The following is a 13607-nucleotide window of genomic DNA, read 5'->3' on the forward strand; positions in this document are numbered from 1 at the left end:
TTGTGGAAGGTTTTTATTTTTCAATAACACTCATATTTATATTATAAGCTTTTTCAATATTTAACTTGTACGTCCCATTTCCTGTTTTAATCGAGTTTTTATACCAATGTTCTTGCCCGTTGAATTCTGGATTTTCTTCTGAGGTATTATTTTCTTTTTTCGTTAAATCTTCAACTTGTTCCCAAGGTGTGTTTCCGTGGGATTCTTTTTTGTTTGTTATGGCGATTAAAGATACATCGCTTTCTTTTGCTAAATGGACAGATACATTTGAACTTTCCTGTACAAACCAATTATTTTGTAATTGACCTGGATAAAGGGATAGATCGTTATTTGAAGCACGAACTTCTACATTTTTATTTTGTGGAAGAACGAGTGTCGGTTTGACCTGTGGTGCTGAATTCCATAACGTATGTTGGACTGGTAATGATTTTAAAGTGATATACATCGTTTCCCCAGCTGTTTGAACTGAAAGGAAATCTTCTTGTTTTAAATTGAGTTTCTCATTTGCTTTCGTCGTCATTTCATAAGTTCCCAAAAGATGAATTTGATTTGTATTATTTCCCTCTATCGTTAGAGGCTGATGTCCTGCATCTACTACGATTTTTTTGATAGATTCAGGTATATCAAATTGTCCGTCTGGAATATTACTCGTTTGCCTCGTTGTGTTAATAGAGTGACGAACTTCTTCTAGTAATCCAGTTGATAATAAACAGTAAAAAGCAATTCCGACGCTTCCTAAAACGCCGATAAAGAAAATACTAAAAATATCATATTTAATAAAGGATTGTTCCTTCTTAGAAAATAGAAGGTATAGTAAAATTTCTACGCCAAGTATAATAAGTAAAACAGGCCACCATGCTGTTAAGGAATCTAATACCTCAGTACCTTTTATAACTGAAAATAGTAAGAAGCAACCTAATGAAATAATAGAAAGTCCCATTGAAAATGTTCCAACGCGCCATATTCTCATTCTTTTGTACCACCTTTTTTTTCTTTATTTCCAAGTAACAATTTAAAGCCGCCGCCAATTAAGAGGAGTGCAACGATAGATGTTTGGAAATAGCGATAATATAGCTCGCTAAGATGAATGTTAAATATAGTTGCAAAGTAATCATTCAAAATAGGAAGGAGTGTTTGATCTAATAAATAATAACCACCGAGTGTAATTAAACCAATACCAATCCATCTTTGATGATTGATAAAATAATCAATGATAGGTTCGTCATTTACACGTTCTTTTCCGTATTTTGCAGTTTGCTGTAAAGCGTCAAAAAAGCTATAGAACCAAATGATTGGTACTAAAAATAAAAACGCTGAAAGTCTTAATAAGTCGAGTAAATATATGGAAAGTAAAAAGGCTGCCATAAGCTGAAGGCCACGGCGTTGTAAGCCTAAATACATATGTCCTGCTCCGGGGAACATCGCTAAAATAGAAGCGAATGTTTTATTCTTCTTTCCTTGTTCACGATGCTCTTCAAACTCTTCGAAAATAGTACGATCATCTAGTTGCTCGCCACGTTCTTTTTTCTGGAGTTGCTGAACAACATCGAAGAAATTGTAAATCCATAAAACAGGTAACGTAATAAGGAAGATAAGAAAACTTTCTTGCGATGTTAAAAGTGCAACGAAAATAATCATACTTCCGATTCCTGTACAAGCTACTAAAAATGTAAGTCCACGTTGCATAAGCCCTAATTGAAAATGTCCAAGTCCAGGGATGATAGATAGAAGAATGATATAAAATCGTTCGCTCTCTTTAGAGGACTCTGTCAATTCTCCGGCTGCTTGTTTTTTTGATTGATAAATAATGGTGATAACTAAATCTAATAAATTGATTGCCCATAACACGAATAATAAAAATAGTGAAAGAAAAGCAATATCACGCTCTCCTAGTGCTATTGTACAAAATGCTGCAAAGATAAATAGAAATACAGCCCCTCCGCTATATAAAATAAACCGTCCAAATTTCTTTACATATAAATGACCAAGCCCGGGAATTAGCCCTAATACAAGTGCTAAAAAGGGATTTTTATTCATGCTTTGAACCTCCGTCCTTTTTTGATGTGTCTACCGATTTGTTTACAATTTGTTGTGAGATAGAAGACTCGTTATGTTTTGAAGATTTCTCGAAATTTGATGTCGCTGTGAAAATATATTGGAATAAACCACTTACCATAAAAATAATTGTAGCTGCGGTCGCAATTATGTAGTGAATAATCGTTCGCTTTAGTGAGTTCGTTTTTATATTTTCATTAGGTTGTAGCGTTTCAAAATCAATTTGCGTCATAACTTTATTCGTAAATGAATCATCATTTATCATTGGAAGGTTTTCATGTTGTTCATCGATACTTTCCATATAAAGTGCTAAACAATGATCACATTCATAAAGGTGTTCTTCCATAGATTTACGTTCATTGCTTTCTATAAAATCTAAAGTATAATTACGCCAATCTTCTTTTGAATAATGCGTCATAGAAACTCTTCCTCCTTCCAATGTTTTTTAATCCATTTTCTTGCCCGATACAGTTTCATTTCGACTGTTTTCACTTCGATGTTTTCCTGCAAAGCAATTTCTTGATAGCTTTTTTCTTCTAAGTAATGTGAGAGAACGACTTCACGGTAATTTTCGGGAAGTTCTCTCAGTTTTTGAGCAATGAGTAATTTTTGCTCTTTCGTCAATAATAAAGCCTCAATATTTTGAGAGGATTTTATATTTTCCTCAGTTTCTTTACATAAGGAGAGTTCTTCGTTTTCTCTAGCTTTTTTTCTCTTATAATCAATAGCGTGATTGGTGGCAATACGCGCCATCCACGTTTTTAATCCGCGAAATTGATAATTTGGGAGAGAGGCGTGAATTTTTACGAATACTTCTTGTGTAACATCTTTCGCATCTTCTTCATGTCTTAAAATAGAAAAGATAACTTGGAAAATATAGTGACGATATGTTTGCACAAGGATACGAAAAGCATGTTCGCTTCCTTGCTGTGCTTTTTCAATTAATTGTTTTTCCTCAATGGGTCTCTCCCTCCTTTTTGACGCATTCTATTATATAGACGTAAGAAATGACTGGTCACCCTACACATGTTGTAAAAAAAGAATAATATATTTTTAGAAAGGAGGCTATATGAAAAAAGGTGTGAAAAAATGGTAAAAAGGAGTATATAATGAGCAAGTGGGAAATGTTACGGGAAGAAAGGATGTGAATGTTAGTAGGGGGAAGGTCCATACTAACAAACATGAAAATAAAAATATTAATAGCAGATGATAATTCTTTTATTAGAGAAGGCATGAAAATTATTTTAAATACATATGAAGAGTTCGAAGTGGTAGATACAGTAAATGATGGGAAAGAAGCAGTGGACTATTGCAAAAAGAACGACGTTGATATCGCCCTTTTAGATGTTCGTATGCCAAATATGAACGGGGTAGAGGCGACGAAAGTCATTTGTGAAGAGACGAAAACGAAACCGCTAATTTTAACGACGTTCGATGATGATGAATATATTTTGGATGCAGTAAAAAACGGAGCGAAAGGTTATTTATTAAAAAATAATGATCCAGAGCGTATTCGTGATGCAATAAAAGGAGTATATAACGGTCAAACTGTTATGCAAGATGTAGTGCTTGATAAAATTAAGTGCAATTTAATGGAAAGCAAAGAGGACGAATGTAAAATAGATACAAGTCTTTTTACAGAAAGAGAGCTTAGTATTATCGCATTAATTGCGAAAGGTTTCTCGAATAAAGAAATTTCAAAGCAGCTTTTCATATCCGAAGGAACGATTGCAAATTATATTACATCAGTTTTAGGGAAAACTGGACTTGAACATCGTACACAAATTGCGATTTATTACTTAACAGGGAAAGTAGATTAAAGATATGGAATTTTGGTTAATTGTAAGTAAATTAATTGTCTTTATATATATTGTGTTTAGTTATATTTATTTAAATGTAGAGAACTTACCATGGATTATACTTACTTTGCTTTTATATCTTTCTGTAAACGTGCTGATCTCTATATTTAAAAAAGATACGTACAAAAACATATTAACTTGCGTATCAATTGGTCTAGTTATGTTATTTACATGGAAGATTCATTCGTTCTTTATTTTGTTTTTACCATTGAACTTATATGAAATTATATTCCGTTATATAGAGAAGAAATGGCAACTCTTTATCATGATGCTGATTCTTATTATATTTACAGATGAAAGTATTCGAATGACATATGGATTAATTGTTGCATTTTCTTTCCTCGTATTAACTATGGCAGAACGGTATATATCGCGTGTATTAAAACTTGAATCACAAAATGATAAGATGCGAAAAGATATGCAGCGATTGACGAAAAGCTTACATGAAAATAAAGAGTACATAAAGCAATCAGAGTACACATTTAAATTAGAAGAGAGAAATCGGTTGTCACAAGAAATTCATGATAAAATTGGCCACTCGATGACAGGGGCGCTAATTCAAATGGAAGCAGCAAAGAGATTAATGGGGATAGATAAAGAAAAATCTGCTGAGTTATTACAAAACGCAATTCATATTTCAAAAGATGGAATTGAAAGTATTCGGGTTACATTAAAAAATATGAAGCCACCTACTGAGCAAATTGGTATTCATCGTATGAAATTATTCATAGAGGAATTTGCCGGTAAGCATGATATAAATATCCCTTTCGTCTATAAAGGGAATTTAGATATGATTTCACCGATTCAGTGGAAGATTATCGGTGAAAATGTCACGGAGGCATTAACAAATGCGATGAAATATGCTGATGCGACAGTCATTTCAATTGATATTCATGTACTTAACAAGATGGTGAAAGTGCAAGTGAAGGATAACGGAAAAGGTGCAACTCTCGTTAAGAAAGGTCTCGGGATTATGGGGATGGAGGAGCGAACAGCATCAGTAAACGGAAAAATTATTGTAGATGGAACAAGTGGTTTTTCAGTAACAATGCTGTTGCCCGTATAGGAAATGGTTATGAAAATGAATCATCTCATATGAAAAAAGTGAATAATCTCATGTGAAAAGAATGAACTTCTGCACTGAGCAGGTTCATTTTTTTTGTTTATAATAAACAGCAGAGAAACCGAAATAGGGGTGAAATGATGAATACATTAGAAATTAAAAATTTAACGAAAAAATTTGGTGATTTCATCGCGGTAGATAATATGTCTTTATCTATTAAAGAAGGAGAGATATTTGGCTTTTTAGGATCAAATGGTGCTGGTAAAAGTACAACGATAAATATGATTGCTGGTTTGCTAAGAAGTAATGAAGGTGAAATTAGCATATTAGGAAAAAATATAAAGAAACATAATCGATTTGCGAAGATGAATATCGGTATCGTTCCGCAAGATATTGCGATTTATGAAGAGTTAACTGCCTATGAAAATGTGAAATTCTTTGCTGGACTGTACGGGTTAAGAGGAGCCGAACTAAAAGCAAGGGTAGAGGAAGCACTTCAGTTTGTAGGGCTTAGCGATAAACATAAAAGTTATCCGAAAAACTTTTCAGGCGGGATGAAGAGAAGACTGAATATTGCTTGTGCAATCGCTCATAGACCGAAGTTAATTATTATGGATGAGCCGACAGTTGGAATTGATCCACAGTCAAGAAACTATATTCTCCAGTCTGTTCGAAAATTAAATGAAATGGGAAGCACCATTATTTACACGAGCCACTACATGGAAGAAGTAGAAGAGATTTGTACGAAAATAGCAATTGTAGATCACGGTAAAGTAATTGCAGAAGGTACGAAAGAACAGTTAAAAGCGATTATTACTGATACGAAAGATATTTGGGTGGAAGTGAAGTCAGTAGAAAATTTAGATGTAGAACAGTTAAAAGAGATAAACGGTGTGAAAGCTGTTCAAATCGAAGAGAACGTAATTAAAGTAAACTCGGATGCAGGAGTAAACAATTTAAATAAAATTATTCAACACTTCATTAATCATGACATTGAAATTCGTTCGTTAGAGGAGCAGGCTCCAAACTTAGAAACAGTATTCCTTACGTTGACTGGAAGAAACTTACGAGATAAATAAAAGGTAAATGAAGAAAAGGTAAAGGGAGGTTCATCAATTGAACATCTTCAATATTGCAATTATGCATATGAAAAGAGATTTCAGAGACGTAAGAACTTTAGTTTTTATGTTAGCATTTCCGGTCGTACTTATGCTTGTGTTAGGAACGGCGTTAACGAATGCATTTAATAGTGATAGTCAATCGATTAAAGATATACAAGTGCTGTATAAAGATGAAGCGAGTAGCACACTTTCTCAATCGTTTGAAGCATTTACGAAAGAAGTCGATAAATCTGGTATTTATTTTAAAAAAGCTTCCGATAATATAGATGGGAAAGAAGAAGTGAAGCAAAATAAATATGCTGCTTATGTAGAGTTAAATAAAGATGGTGCAAAATTGTACGGAAGTGACAAAAGTAGTATTGAGGGAAGTATTGTGGAAGGTATGCTTACAACGTTTGTTGATAAGTACAATGTAGCGACCGAGGTTGCAAAAGTAAATCCTAGTAAGGTGAGCTCAGTTATTTCAAATGGAAATCATAATGATTATATAAAAGAAACATCTTTACAAGCTGCGAAAAAGCCAGGTTCTATGGATTACTATGCAGTTGTAATGACGACGATGATTGCATTATATGCTGGAATGGGAGCGAGTTCTTTAATTCGGGGAGAACGAATACGTAAAACAGGAGATCGTCTCATTGCTGCGCCAATAAGTAAGGCTGAAATATTCATTGGAAAAGTACTTGGTAGCCTAGTAGCAAATGCCCTTTGCGTATTACTTGTTATGTTATTTAGTAAATTTGTATTTCAAGCGAATTGGGGCGACCACCTTGGAATCATATTTATTATTTTATTAACACAAGTCTTTCTAGCAATTAGCTTCGGTTTAGGGATCGGGTATATTACGAAAACAGCTGAATCATCGAGAGCAATTATTCTTGTTGTTATACAGTTAGCTTCTATTTTTGGTGGTGCATACTTCGTAGTAGAAGAAAATTTCGTTACGAACTTATCACCATTAACGTGGGCAAACACAGCTGTCATGAAAATTATTTATGCAAACGATGTAGGAGCGGCACAGCCGGTAATATGTTTAAATCTTGGCATTTCAGCACTCTTTTTATTAATTGCAATTATTGCATTACGTAGACGGGAGGGGCTATAGTATGAAAGATATTTTATGGCTCATACAAAAAACGCTATCTGTCCTTTTGAAAAATAAAAAAGGATTATTCATTATTATTAGTTTGCCAATAATCGGAACGCTCATCTCTTTTTCGATATACGGAAATGCAGGGCAAGGAACGTTAAATATCGGGATTGTAAATAAAGAAAATGAGCCGATAGCAAATGATACGATAAAGTTTTTAGAAGGATTAAACAATGTAAACGTGAGTAAGATCAAGGAGTCTGAAGTAGAAGATAAACTCACTTCTAAAAAACTTGATGGAGTTATTACATTAGAATCTGGTTTTTCAAAAAGTATTCGAGAAGGGAAGCCAGATCATATAGAAGTTGCATCGATTAAAGGTGATCAAGTAACAGGATTTATAAAATCATATTTATATAACTATATTGATAATGTAGCAGCTATTAGTAAAGTTGCAGGAACAGATCAAAGTACATTTGATACTATGTACGCAGGGTATCAAAAAAATGCATTTAAAATGAAAACTGAAACGCTAGAAGATACTTCGAAAAATAAAGATATGACAAACCAAACGATGGGTTATCTTATTATGTTTATGCTGTTTTCAGCAGTGAACTTATCAGGATTTATTTTAAAAGAAAAAGAGAATAGAACGTACTTTAGATTATTATCAACACCAATTGACGGAAAGAAATTTATATTATCCAATGTGGCAGTAAATATGATGATATTAACATTGCAGATTGTCATTGCAGTATTATGTATGACGAATGTTTTTCATACAAATATTAATATGCCTTTCATAGTAATGATTGGTGTGCTTATGATATTTGCTTTAATTGCAGTTGGTTTATCATTAGTCATTGTGTCTTTTTCAAAAAGTTCAGCTGCTTCAAATGCAATGCAAAATCTAGTGATAGTACCAACATGTTTACTTGCTGGATGTTATTTCCCGTACGACATTATGCCAAAAGCAGTACAAAAAGTAGCTGATTTTCTTCCGCAACGCTGGTTACTAGATACGATATCAAAACTACAACAAGGAATTCCATTCTCTGAGTTGTATTTAAATATTTTAATCTTATTCGCCTTTGCAGTAGCATTCTTCTTAATTGCTATTTATAAGTTTGGAAGAAATAATGATGCGAGAAATTTTGTTTAATATGGAAAGGGTGTGACGTTACGTCGCATCCTTTTTTGTATGAAGCATGAAATGTAAATTGGAATGACAAAATAGAAGGGTGGAAAGAAAATGAGCGGAAGGAAATCAAAATGATTAAAAAAATATTGCGAGTTACTTCTATTATTATTGCTATTGTTGTTTTTATTGTAATTTGTATGCATATCGATGTTACTTTAGGGAGGAAAATGGAAGCCGGGAAAAACATGCCGACAGAGTATACACCTCATTATAGTGATTTTCAATTATATGTAGAAGGGAAGTCATTTTATAAACAGTTATTTACTGATATAAGAGAAGCGAAGCAATCTATTTACACGTACTTTTTTATTTTGTCGGATGATAAAAGTAGCCATACTTTTTTAAACTTATTAAAAGAAAAGGCAAGAGAAGGAGTAAACGTATATTTATCTGTCGATTTACTTAACGATCTATCATTTGAAAGAAAGATGAAAAAAGAATTACAGGAAAATGGTGTGCATTTTACATATAGTAGAAAACAGGAATTACCATTCGGGTTTTATTCCCTTCATCATCGTAATCATCGCCGCATTACAACGATTGATGGAGAGATTGGTTATACGGGTGGTTTTAATATAGGGGATGAATACTTAGGGAAAGATAAACACTTTGGGTACTGGAGAGACTATCATGTACGGATAAAAGGTGAAGGTGCAAAAGATTTAGAGGAACAATTTGCTTTAGATTGGAAACGAGACACGAAAGAAGATATAAAGAGGAGTACGAATAAGGCTAGCAAAGGGAATACACTACATACTATGGTTAGTTATAATGGGCATCAAGTCGCTGAAAAATATATAGATCTTATAAAACAAGCTCAGCACTCAATTGTAATTGCAACGCCGTATTTTATAGCGAAAAATAAAGAATCCATGAATGCTTTAATCGCAGCACAAAAGCGTGGTGTTACAGTAAAAATACTTTGGTCATATAAACCAGATCTACCTCTTATAAAAGAAGCGGCGTATCCATACATACGTCAAGCTATTAATAATGGGATTACTGTATATGGGTATAAAAAAGGAATGTTCCATGGCAAATTAATGCTTATTGATAATGAATTAACCGTTATTGGCACAACAAACTTTACTTCGCGTAGCTTCAATATAAATGATGAAATGAATTTTTATATTCATGGTGGTCCTATTGTAGGGCAAGTTAATAAGGCGTTAACAGAGGATTTTCGTGATTCAAAAGAAATGACGAAAGAATTTTTTGAGAAGTTATCTTTTTGGGAGCGTTGTAAGGAGAAATTTGCAGGGATGGTGGATTTTTATTTATAAAGTTTAAAGAAAAGGGGGTCTTTTATAGACACCCCTTTTTTTATGAGAAATAATTATTTTTCATGCACAAGCAATGAAGCATCATCATTAATCAAAGTCCCTACATGCTCACCTAAACAAATTCTTTTCATAACTCCCGGCTCATCAAAGTTAAAGACGTGTGCTGGTAAATTATAATCACGGGCAAGTAGTAAAGCGGCTTGATCCATTACTTGTATGTTTTGCCTAACAATGTCGTTATAGTTTAGTTTTTTGTACATTTTTGCTGTTTTATTATGTTTTGGGTCGCTAGTAAAGACGCCATCTACTCCTTGTTTTGCAACTAATATTGCGTCACTATTCATTTCAATGGCTCTTTGAACACTCGGATAATCCGTCGTCACAAACGGTTGCCCGTTCCCGCCTCCAAAAATAACGATATAACCGTTATCTAAATGGTGGACTGCACGAAGGCGAATGTATGGCTCAGCTACAGCATTAAACGGTATGGAAGTCATAACGCGCACTTCTTTATTTGTTTTACTCGTTAAAACGCCGCGGAGCATTAAACTATTAATAATTGTACCTAGTGTACCGATATTATCAGCTTCTACACGATCAATGCCCCATTCTTCAGCTAAATGACCTCTGAAAATGTTCCCGCCTCCGATGACGATAGACACCTCGATACCTAAATCAACGATGGATAAAATCTCGTTTGCGATATGTTCTAATCGTTTGGAGTTAAAGCTATTTCCGGTTTGATCGGCAAGTGCACCGCCGCTTAATTTAATTAAGACACGTTTATATGGCCTCATAACAATTCCTCCTATATAGATCGCAATAAAAAAGGAACAAAGGCGAATGCCTTTGTTCCTTTTTCAGAAAATGAAAAAGAAAAGAAGAAGATAGAACGAATTTTTGTACATAATTTTTCATATCATCCACTCCTTTTCATTTCGATTTGTTGTAAGTGTATATCTTTTTGATTATACGAAACAATCTGATTACTTATCAAGTATATTTTATTTCTTTTTAATAAAAAGGTGTCAATGAAAAAGAAAAGAAAAATTTTCGAATTTTTTGTGACGAACTTGTAGGTTTTTGTATGATTTTGTAGGTTCCCCTATATGATGTGTGAGTAAGCTTTTATAAATACTAAATGAAAGCGTTCGCATAAAGGGGATGAACATAAATGAAAAAATTCGGATTGGCGACACAAATCTTTGTCGCACTTGTTTTAGGGATTGTAGTAGGGGCAATCTTCTATGGTAATAAAACGGCGATTTCTTATATCACACCAATTGGAGATATATTTATTCACTTAATTAAAATGATCGTAGTACCGATTGTTATTTCAGCATTAATTGTTGCGGTAGCTGGTGTAGGAGATATGAAGAAGCTTGGGAAACTGGGCGGGAAGACAATTCTTTATTTTGAAATCATTACGACAATCGCTATTTTAATGGGATTACTTGCAGCGAATATATTCCAGCCAGGTACTGGCGTTGATATGAATAATTTACAACAAAGTGATATTTCTTCTTATAAACAAACAGCAGATGCTACAGAGAAGCAAGGATTCGCTGAGACGATTGTTCATATCGTACCGAAAAACGTATTTGAATCGATTGCGCAAGGTGACTTATTACCGATTATTTTCTTCTCAGTATTATTCGGTTTAGGAGTTGCAGCAATTGGGGAAAAAGGAAAGCCTGTCTTTAACTTCTTTGAAGGTGTACTCGAAGCGATGTTTTGGGTTACAAATCAAGTTATGAAATTTGCACCATTTGGTGTATTCGCATTAATTGCGGTTACGGTTGCAAAATTTGGTGTAGCGACACTACTTCCTTTAGGAAAACTAGTGCTAGCTGTATACGTAACTGTTATACTATTCGTTGTGATTGTATTAGGTATTAATGCGCGAATGGTTGGCGTAAACATTTTTACATTAATGAAAATTTTAAAAGAAGAACTTATTCTTTCATTTACGACAGCAAGTTCAGAAGCTGTTTTACCTAATATAATGAGAAAAATGGAAGAGTTCGGTTGTCCAAAGGCAGTTGCCTCTTTCGTTATTCCGACAGGTTATACATTTAACTTGACTGGATCGGCTATTTATCAAGCGTTAGCGGCATTGTTTGTTGCACAGATGTACGGTGTGCACATGTCACTGACAGAGCAAATCACGTTATTATTCGTTCTCATGTTAACATCCAAAGGTATGGCGGGAGTTCCAGGTGCATCGTTCGTTGTTGTATTAGCAACATTAGGTTCAATGGGGTTACCACTAGAAGGTATCGCATTAATTGCGGGAATTGACCGCATTTTAGATATGATTCGCTCATCTGTCAATGTATTAGGAAATGCATTAGCAGCCATTGTTATGTCGAAGTGGGAAGGCGAATTCGATAATGAGAAAGCAAAACAATATGTAGAAACAGTCAAAGAAACAAAAGCAGCATAAGAAATCGTTAAGGAGTGAATAATCATGGCAACATTAACTGAAGTTAAAAATGGTGTTCGAATTGAAAAAGATTTTCTAGGTGAAAAAGAAGTACCAAACTATGCATACTACGGCGTACAAACAATGCGTGCAGTTGAAAACTTCCCGATTACAGGATACAAAATTCATGAAGGTTTAATTAGAGCGTTCGCAGTTGTAAAAAAAGCAGCAGCGCTTGCGAATACAGATGTAGGAAGATTGGAATTGAACAAGGGTGGCGCAATCGCAGAAGCTGCTCAAGAAATTCTTGATGGAAAATGGCATGATCATTTCATCGTAGATCCAATTCAAGGCGGAGCAGGTACTTCAATGAACATGAACGCAAATGAAGTCATTGCCAACCGTGCTCTTGAATTATTAGGAATGGAAAAGGGAGACTATCATTATATTAGTCCAAATAGTCATGTAAACATGGCGCAATCAACAAACGATGCATTCCCAACGGCGATTCATATCGCAACATTAAACGCATTAGAAGGTTTATTACAAACGATGGGTTATATGCACGATGTGTTTGAATTAAAAGCAGAACAGTTCGATCATGTGATTAAAATGGGACGTACACATTTACAAGACGCTGTGCCAATTCGTCTTGGACAAGAATTTAAAGCGTACTCTCGCGTACTTGAACGTGACATGAAACGAATTCAGCAATCACGTCAACACTTATATGAAGTGAATATGGGGGCAACTGCAGTTGGTACAGGCTTAAATGCAGATCCAGAATATATTGAAGCAGTTGTAAAACATTTAGCTGCAATTAGTGAGCTACCACTTGTTGGTGCAGAAGACTTAGTAGATGCAACGCAAAATACGGATGCATATACAGAAGTATCAGCAGCACTTAAAGTATGTATGATGAATATGTCTAAAATTGCGAATGACCTTCGCTTAATGGCATCAGGTCCACGCGTTGGCTTAGCGGAAATTATGCTACCAGCTCGTCAACCAGGTTCATCTATTATGCCAGGGAAAGTAAATCCTGTTATGCCAGAAGTAATTAATCAAATTGCATTCCAAGTCATTGGTAACGACCATACAATTTGCCTTGCTTCAGAAGCTGGACAATTAGAATTAAACGTTATGGAACCAGTACTTGTTTTCAACCTACTTCAATCCATTAGCATTATGAATAACGGTTTCCGTGCCTTTACAGATAATTGCTTAAAAGGAATTGAAGCGAATGAAGATCGCTTAAAAGAGTATGTTGAGAAGAGTGTAGGAATTATTACAGCCGTGAACCCTCATATCGGCTATGAAGCAGCAGCTCGCGTTGCGAAAGAAGCAATCGCGACAGGGCAATCCGTTCGAGAACTTTGTGTGAAAAATGGTGTACTGTCACAAGAAGACTTAGAATTAATTCTAGATCCATTCGAAATGACACACCCAGGGATTGCAGGAGCAACTCTTTTAAAGAAAAATTAAAAAAAGAGGGGGGACAAGCCCCTCT

At 34.6% G+C, this 13607-nt stretch carries 13 protein-coding genes; 8 read left to right on the forward strand and 5 right to left on the reverse strand.

The window, feature by feature from the left end; genetic code table 11:
* Positions 1 to 13: 13 nt before the first annotated feature.
* From exsE to AAG068_RS08755, 4 genes are read right to left on the reverse strand one after another with little or no spacing between them, the layout of a single operon-like run.
* On the reverse strand, positions 14 to 970 hold the full coding sequence (gene exsE / locus AAG068_RS08740; RefSeq protein WP_342718953.1) for an exosporium protein ExsE: 957 nt from the start codon (positions 968 to 970) through the stop codon (positions 14 to 16).
* Positions 967 to 2037 (reverse strand): hypothetical protein, encoded by a 1071-nt coding sequence (locus AAG068_RS08745; RefSeq protein ID WP_342718954.1) that lies wholly within the window; start codon positions 2035 to 2037, stop codon positions 967 to 969. Before AAG068_RS08745 ends, exsE begins: the two co-directional genes overlap by 4 nt.
* A complete protein-coding gene (locus AAG068_RS08750) occupies positions 2030 to 2473 on the reverse strand; it encodes a hypothetical protein (protein ID WP_342718955.1) in 444 nt (147 codons plus the stop codon). The genes AAG068_RS08745 and AAG068_RS08750 overlap by 8 nt, the downstream gene beginning before the upstream one ends.
* A complete protein-coding gene (locus AAG068_RS08755; protein WP_342718956.1) occupies positions 2470 to 2952 on the reverse strand; it encodes an RNA polymerase sigma factor in 483 nt (160 codons plus the stop codon). Before AAG068_RS08755 ends, AAG068_RS08750 begins: the two co-directional genes overlap by 4 nt.
* Before the next feature lie 284 nt (positions 2953 to 3236).
* On the opposite strand from AAG068_RS08755, the gene AAG068_RS08760 reads away from it, so the two are divergent.
* From AAG068_RS08760 to AAG068_RS08785, 6 genes are all read left to right on the forward strand, one after another.
* A complete protein-coding gene (locus AAG068_RS08760; RefSeq protein ID WP_342718957.1) occupies positions 3237 to 3875 on the forward strand; it encodes a response regulator transcription factor in 639 nt (212 codons plus the stop codon).
* Between the two features lie 4 nt (positions 3876 to 3879).
* Complete coding sequence (locus tag AAG068_RS08765; RefSeq protein WP_342718958.1) at positions 3880 to 4980, forward strand: sensor histidine kinase; 1101 nt, start codon at positions 3880 to 3882, stop codon at positions 4978 to 4980.
* Between the two features lie 137 nt (positions 4981 to 5117).
* Positions 5118 to 6056 (forward strand): ABC transporter ATP-binding protein, encoded by a 939-nt coding sequence (locus tag AAG068_RS08770; protein WP_098520700.1) that lies wholly within the window; start codon positions 5118 to 5120, stop codon positions 6054 to 6056.
* Positions 6057 to 6093: 37 nt separating this feature from the next.
* The gene (locus AAG068_RS08775) at positions 6094 to 7203 is read left to right on the forward strand and encodes an ABC transporter permease (protein ID WP_342718959.1); all 1110 of its coding nucleotides are present in this window, start codon (positions 6094 to 6096) and stop codon (positions 7201 to 7203) included.
* A 1-nt stretch (position 7204) separates the two neighbouring features.
* Positions 7205 to 8350: an ABC transporter permease gene (locus AAG068_RS08780; RefSeq protein WP_342718960.1), complete on the forward strand. Its 1146-nt coding sequence runs from the start codon at positions 7205 to 7207 to the stop codon at positions 8348 to 8350.
* Positions 8351 to 8460: 110 nt separating this feature from the next.
* Positions 8461 to 9672 carry a phospholipase D-like domain-containing protein gene (locus tag AAG068_RS08785; RefSeq protein ID WP_342718961.1) on the forward strand — a complete coding sequence of 404 codons (1212 nt, stop codon included), beginning with the start codon at positions 8461 to 8463 and terminating at the stop codon, positions 9670 to 9672.
* 53 nt (positions 9673 to 9725) lie between these two features.
* On the opposite strand, the gene pyrH is transcribed toward AAG068_RS08785, so the two are convergent.
* Positions 9726 to 10469: a UMP kinase gene (gene pyrH, locus AAG068_RS08790; RefSeq protein ID WP_098253734.1), complete on the reverse strand. Its 744-nt coding sequence runs from the start codon at positions 10467 to 10469 to the stop codon at positions 9726 to 9728.
* 377 nt (positions 10470 to 10846) lie between these two features.
* On the opposite strand from pyrH, the gene AAG068_RS08795 reads away from it, so the two are divergent.
* Together AAG068_RS08795 and aspA are read left to right on the forward strand one after the other, a co-directional pair.
* Positions 10847 to 12118, forward strand: coding sequence for a cation:dicarboxylate symporter family transporter (locus AAG068_RS08795; RefSeq protein WP_000713273.1), 1272 nt, complete (start codon positions 10847 to 10849; stop codon positions 12116 to 12118).
* Between the two features lie 24 nt (positions 12119 to 12142).
* A complete protein-coding gene (gene aspA, locus AAG068_RS08800; protein ID WP_000224205.1) occupies positions 12143 to 13582 on the forward strand; it encodes an aspartate ammonia-lyase in 1440 nt (479 codons plus the stop codon).
* The last annotated feature ends 25 nt before the right edge of the window (positions 13583 to 13607 follow it).

The organism is Bacillus paramycoides (genome assembly GCF_038971285.1).
Lineage (GTDB): Bacteria > Bacillota > Bacilli > Bacillales > Bacillaceae_G > Bacillus_A.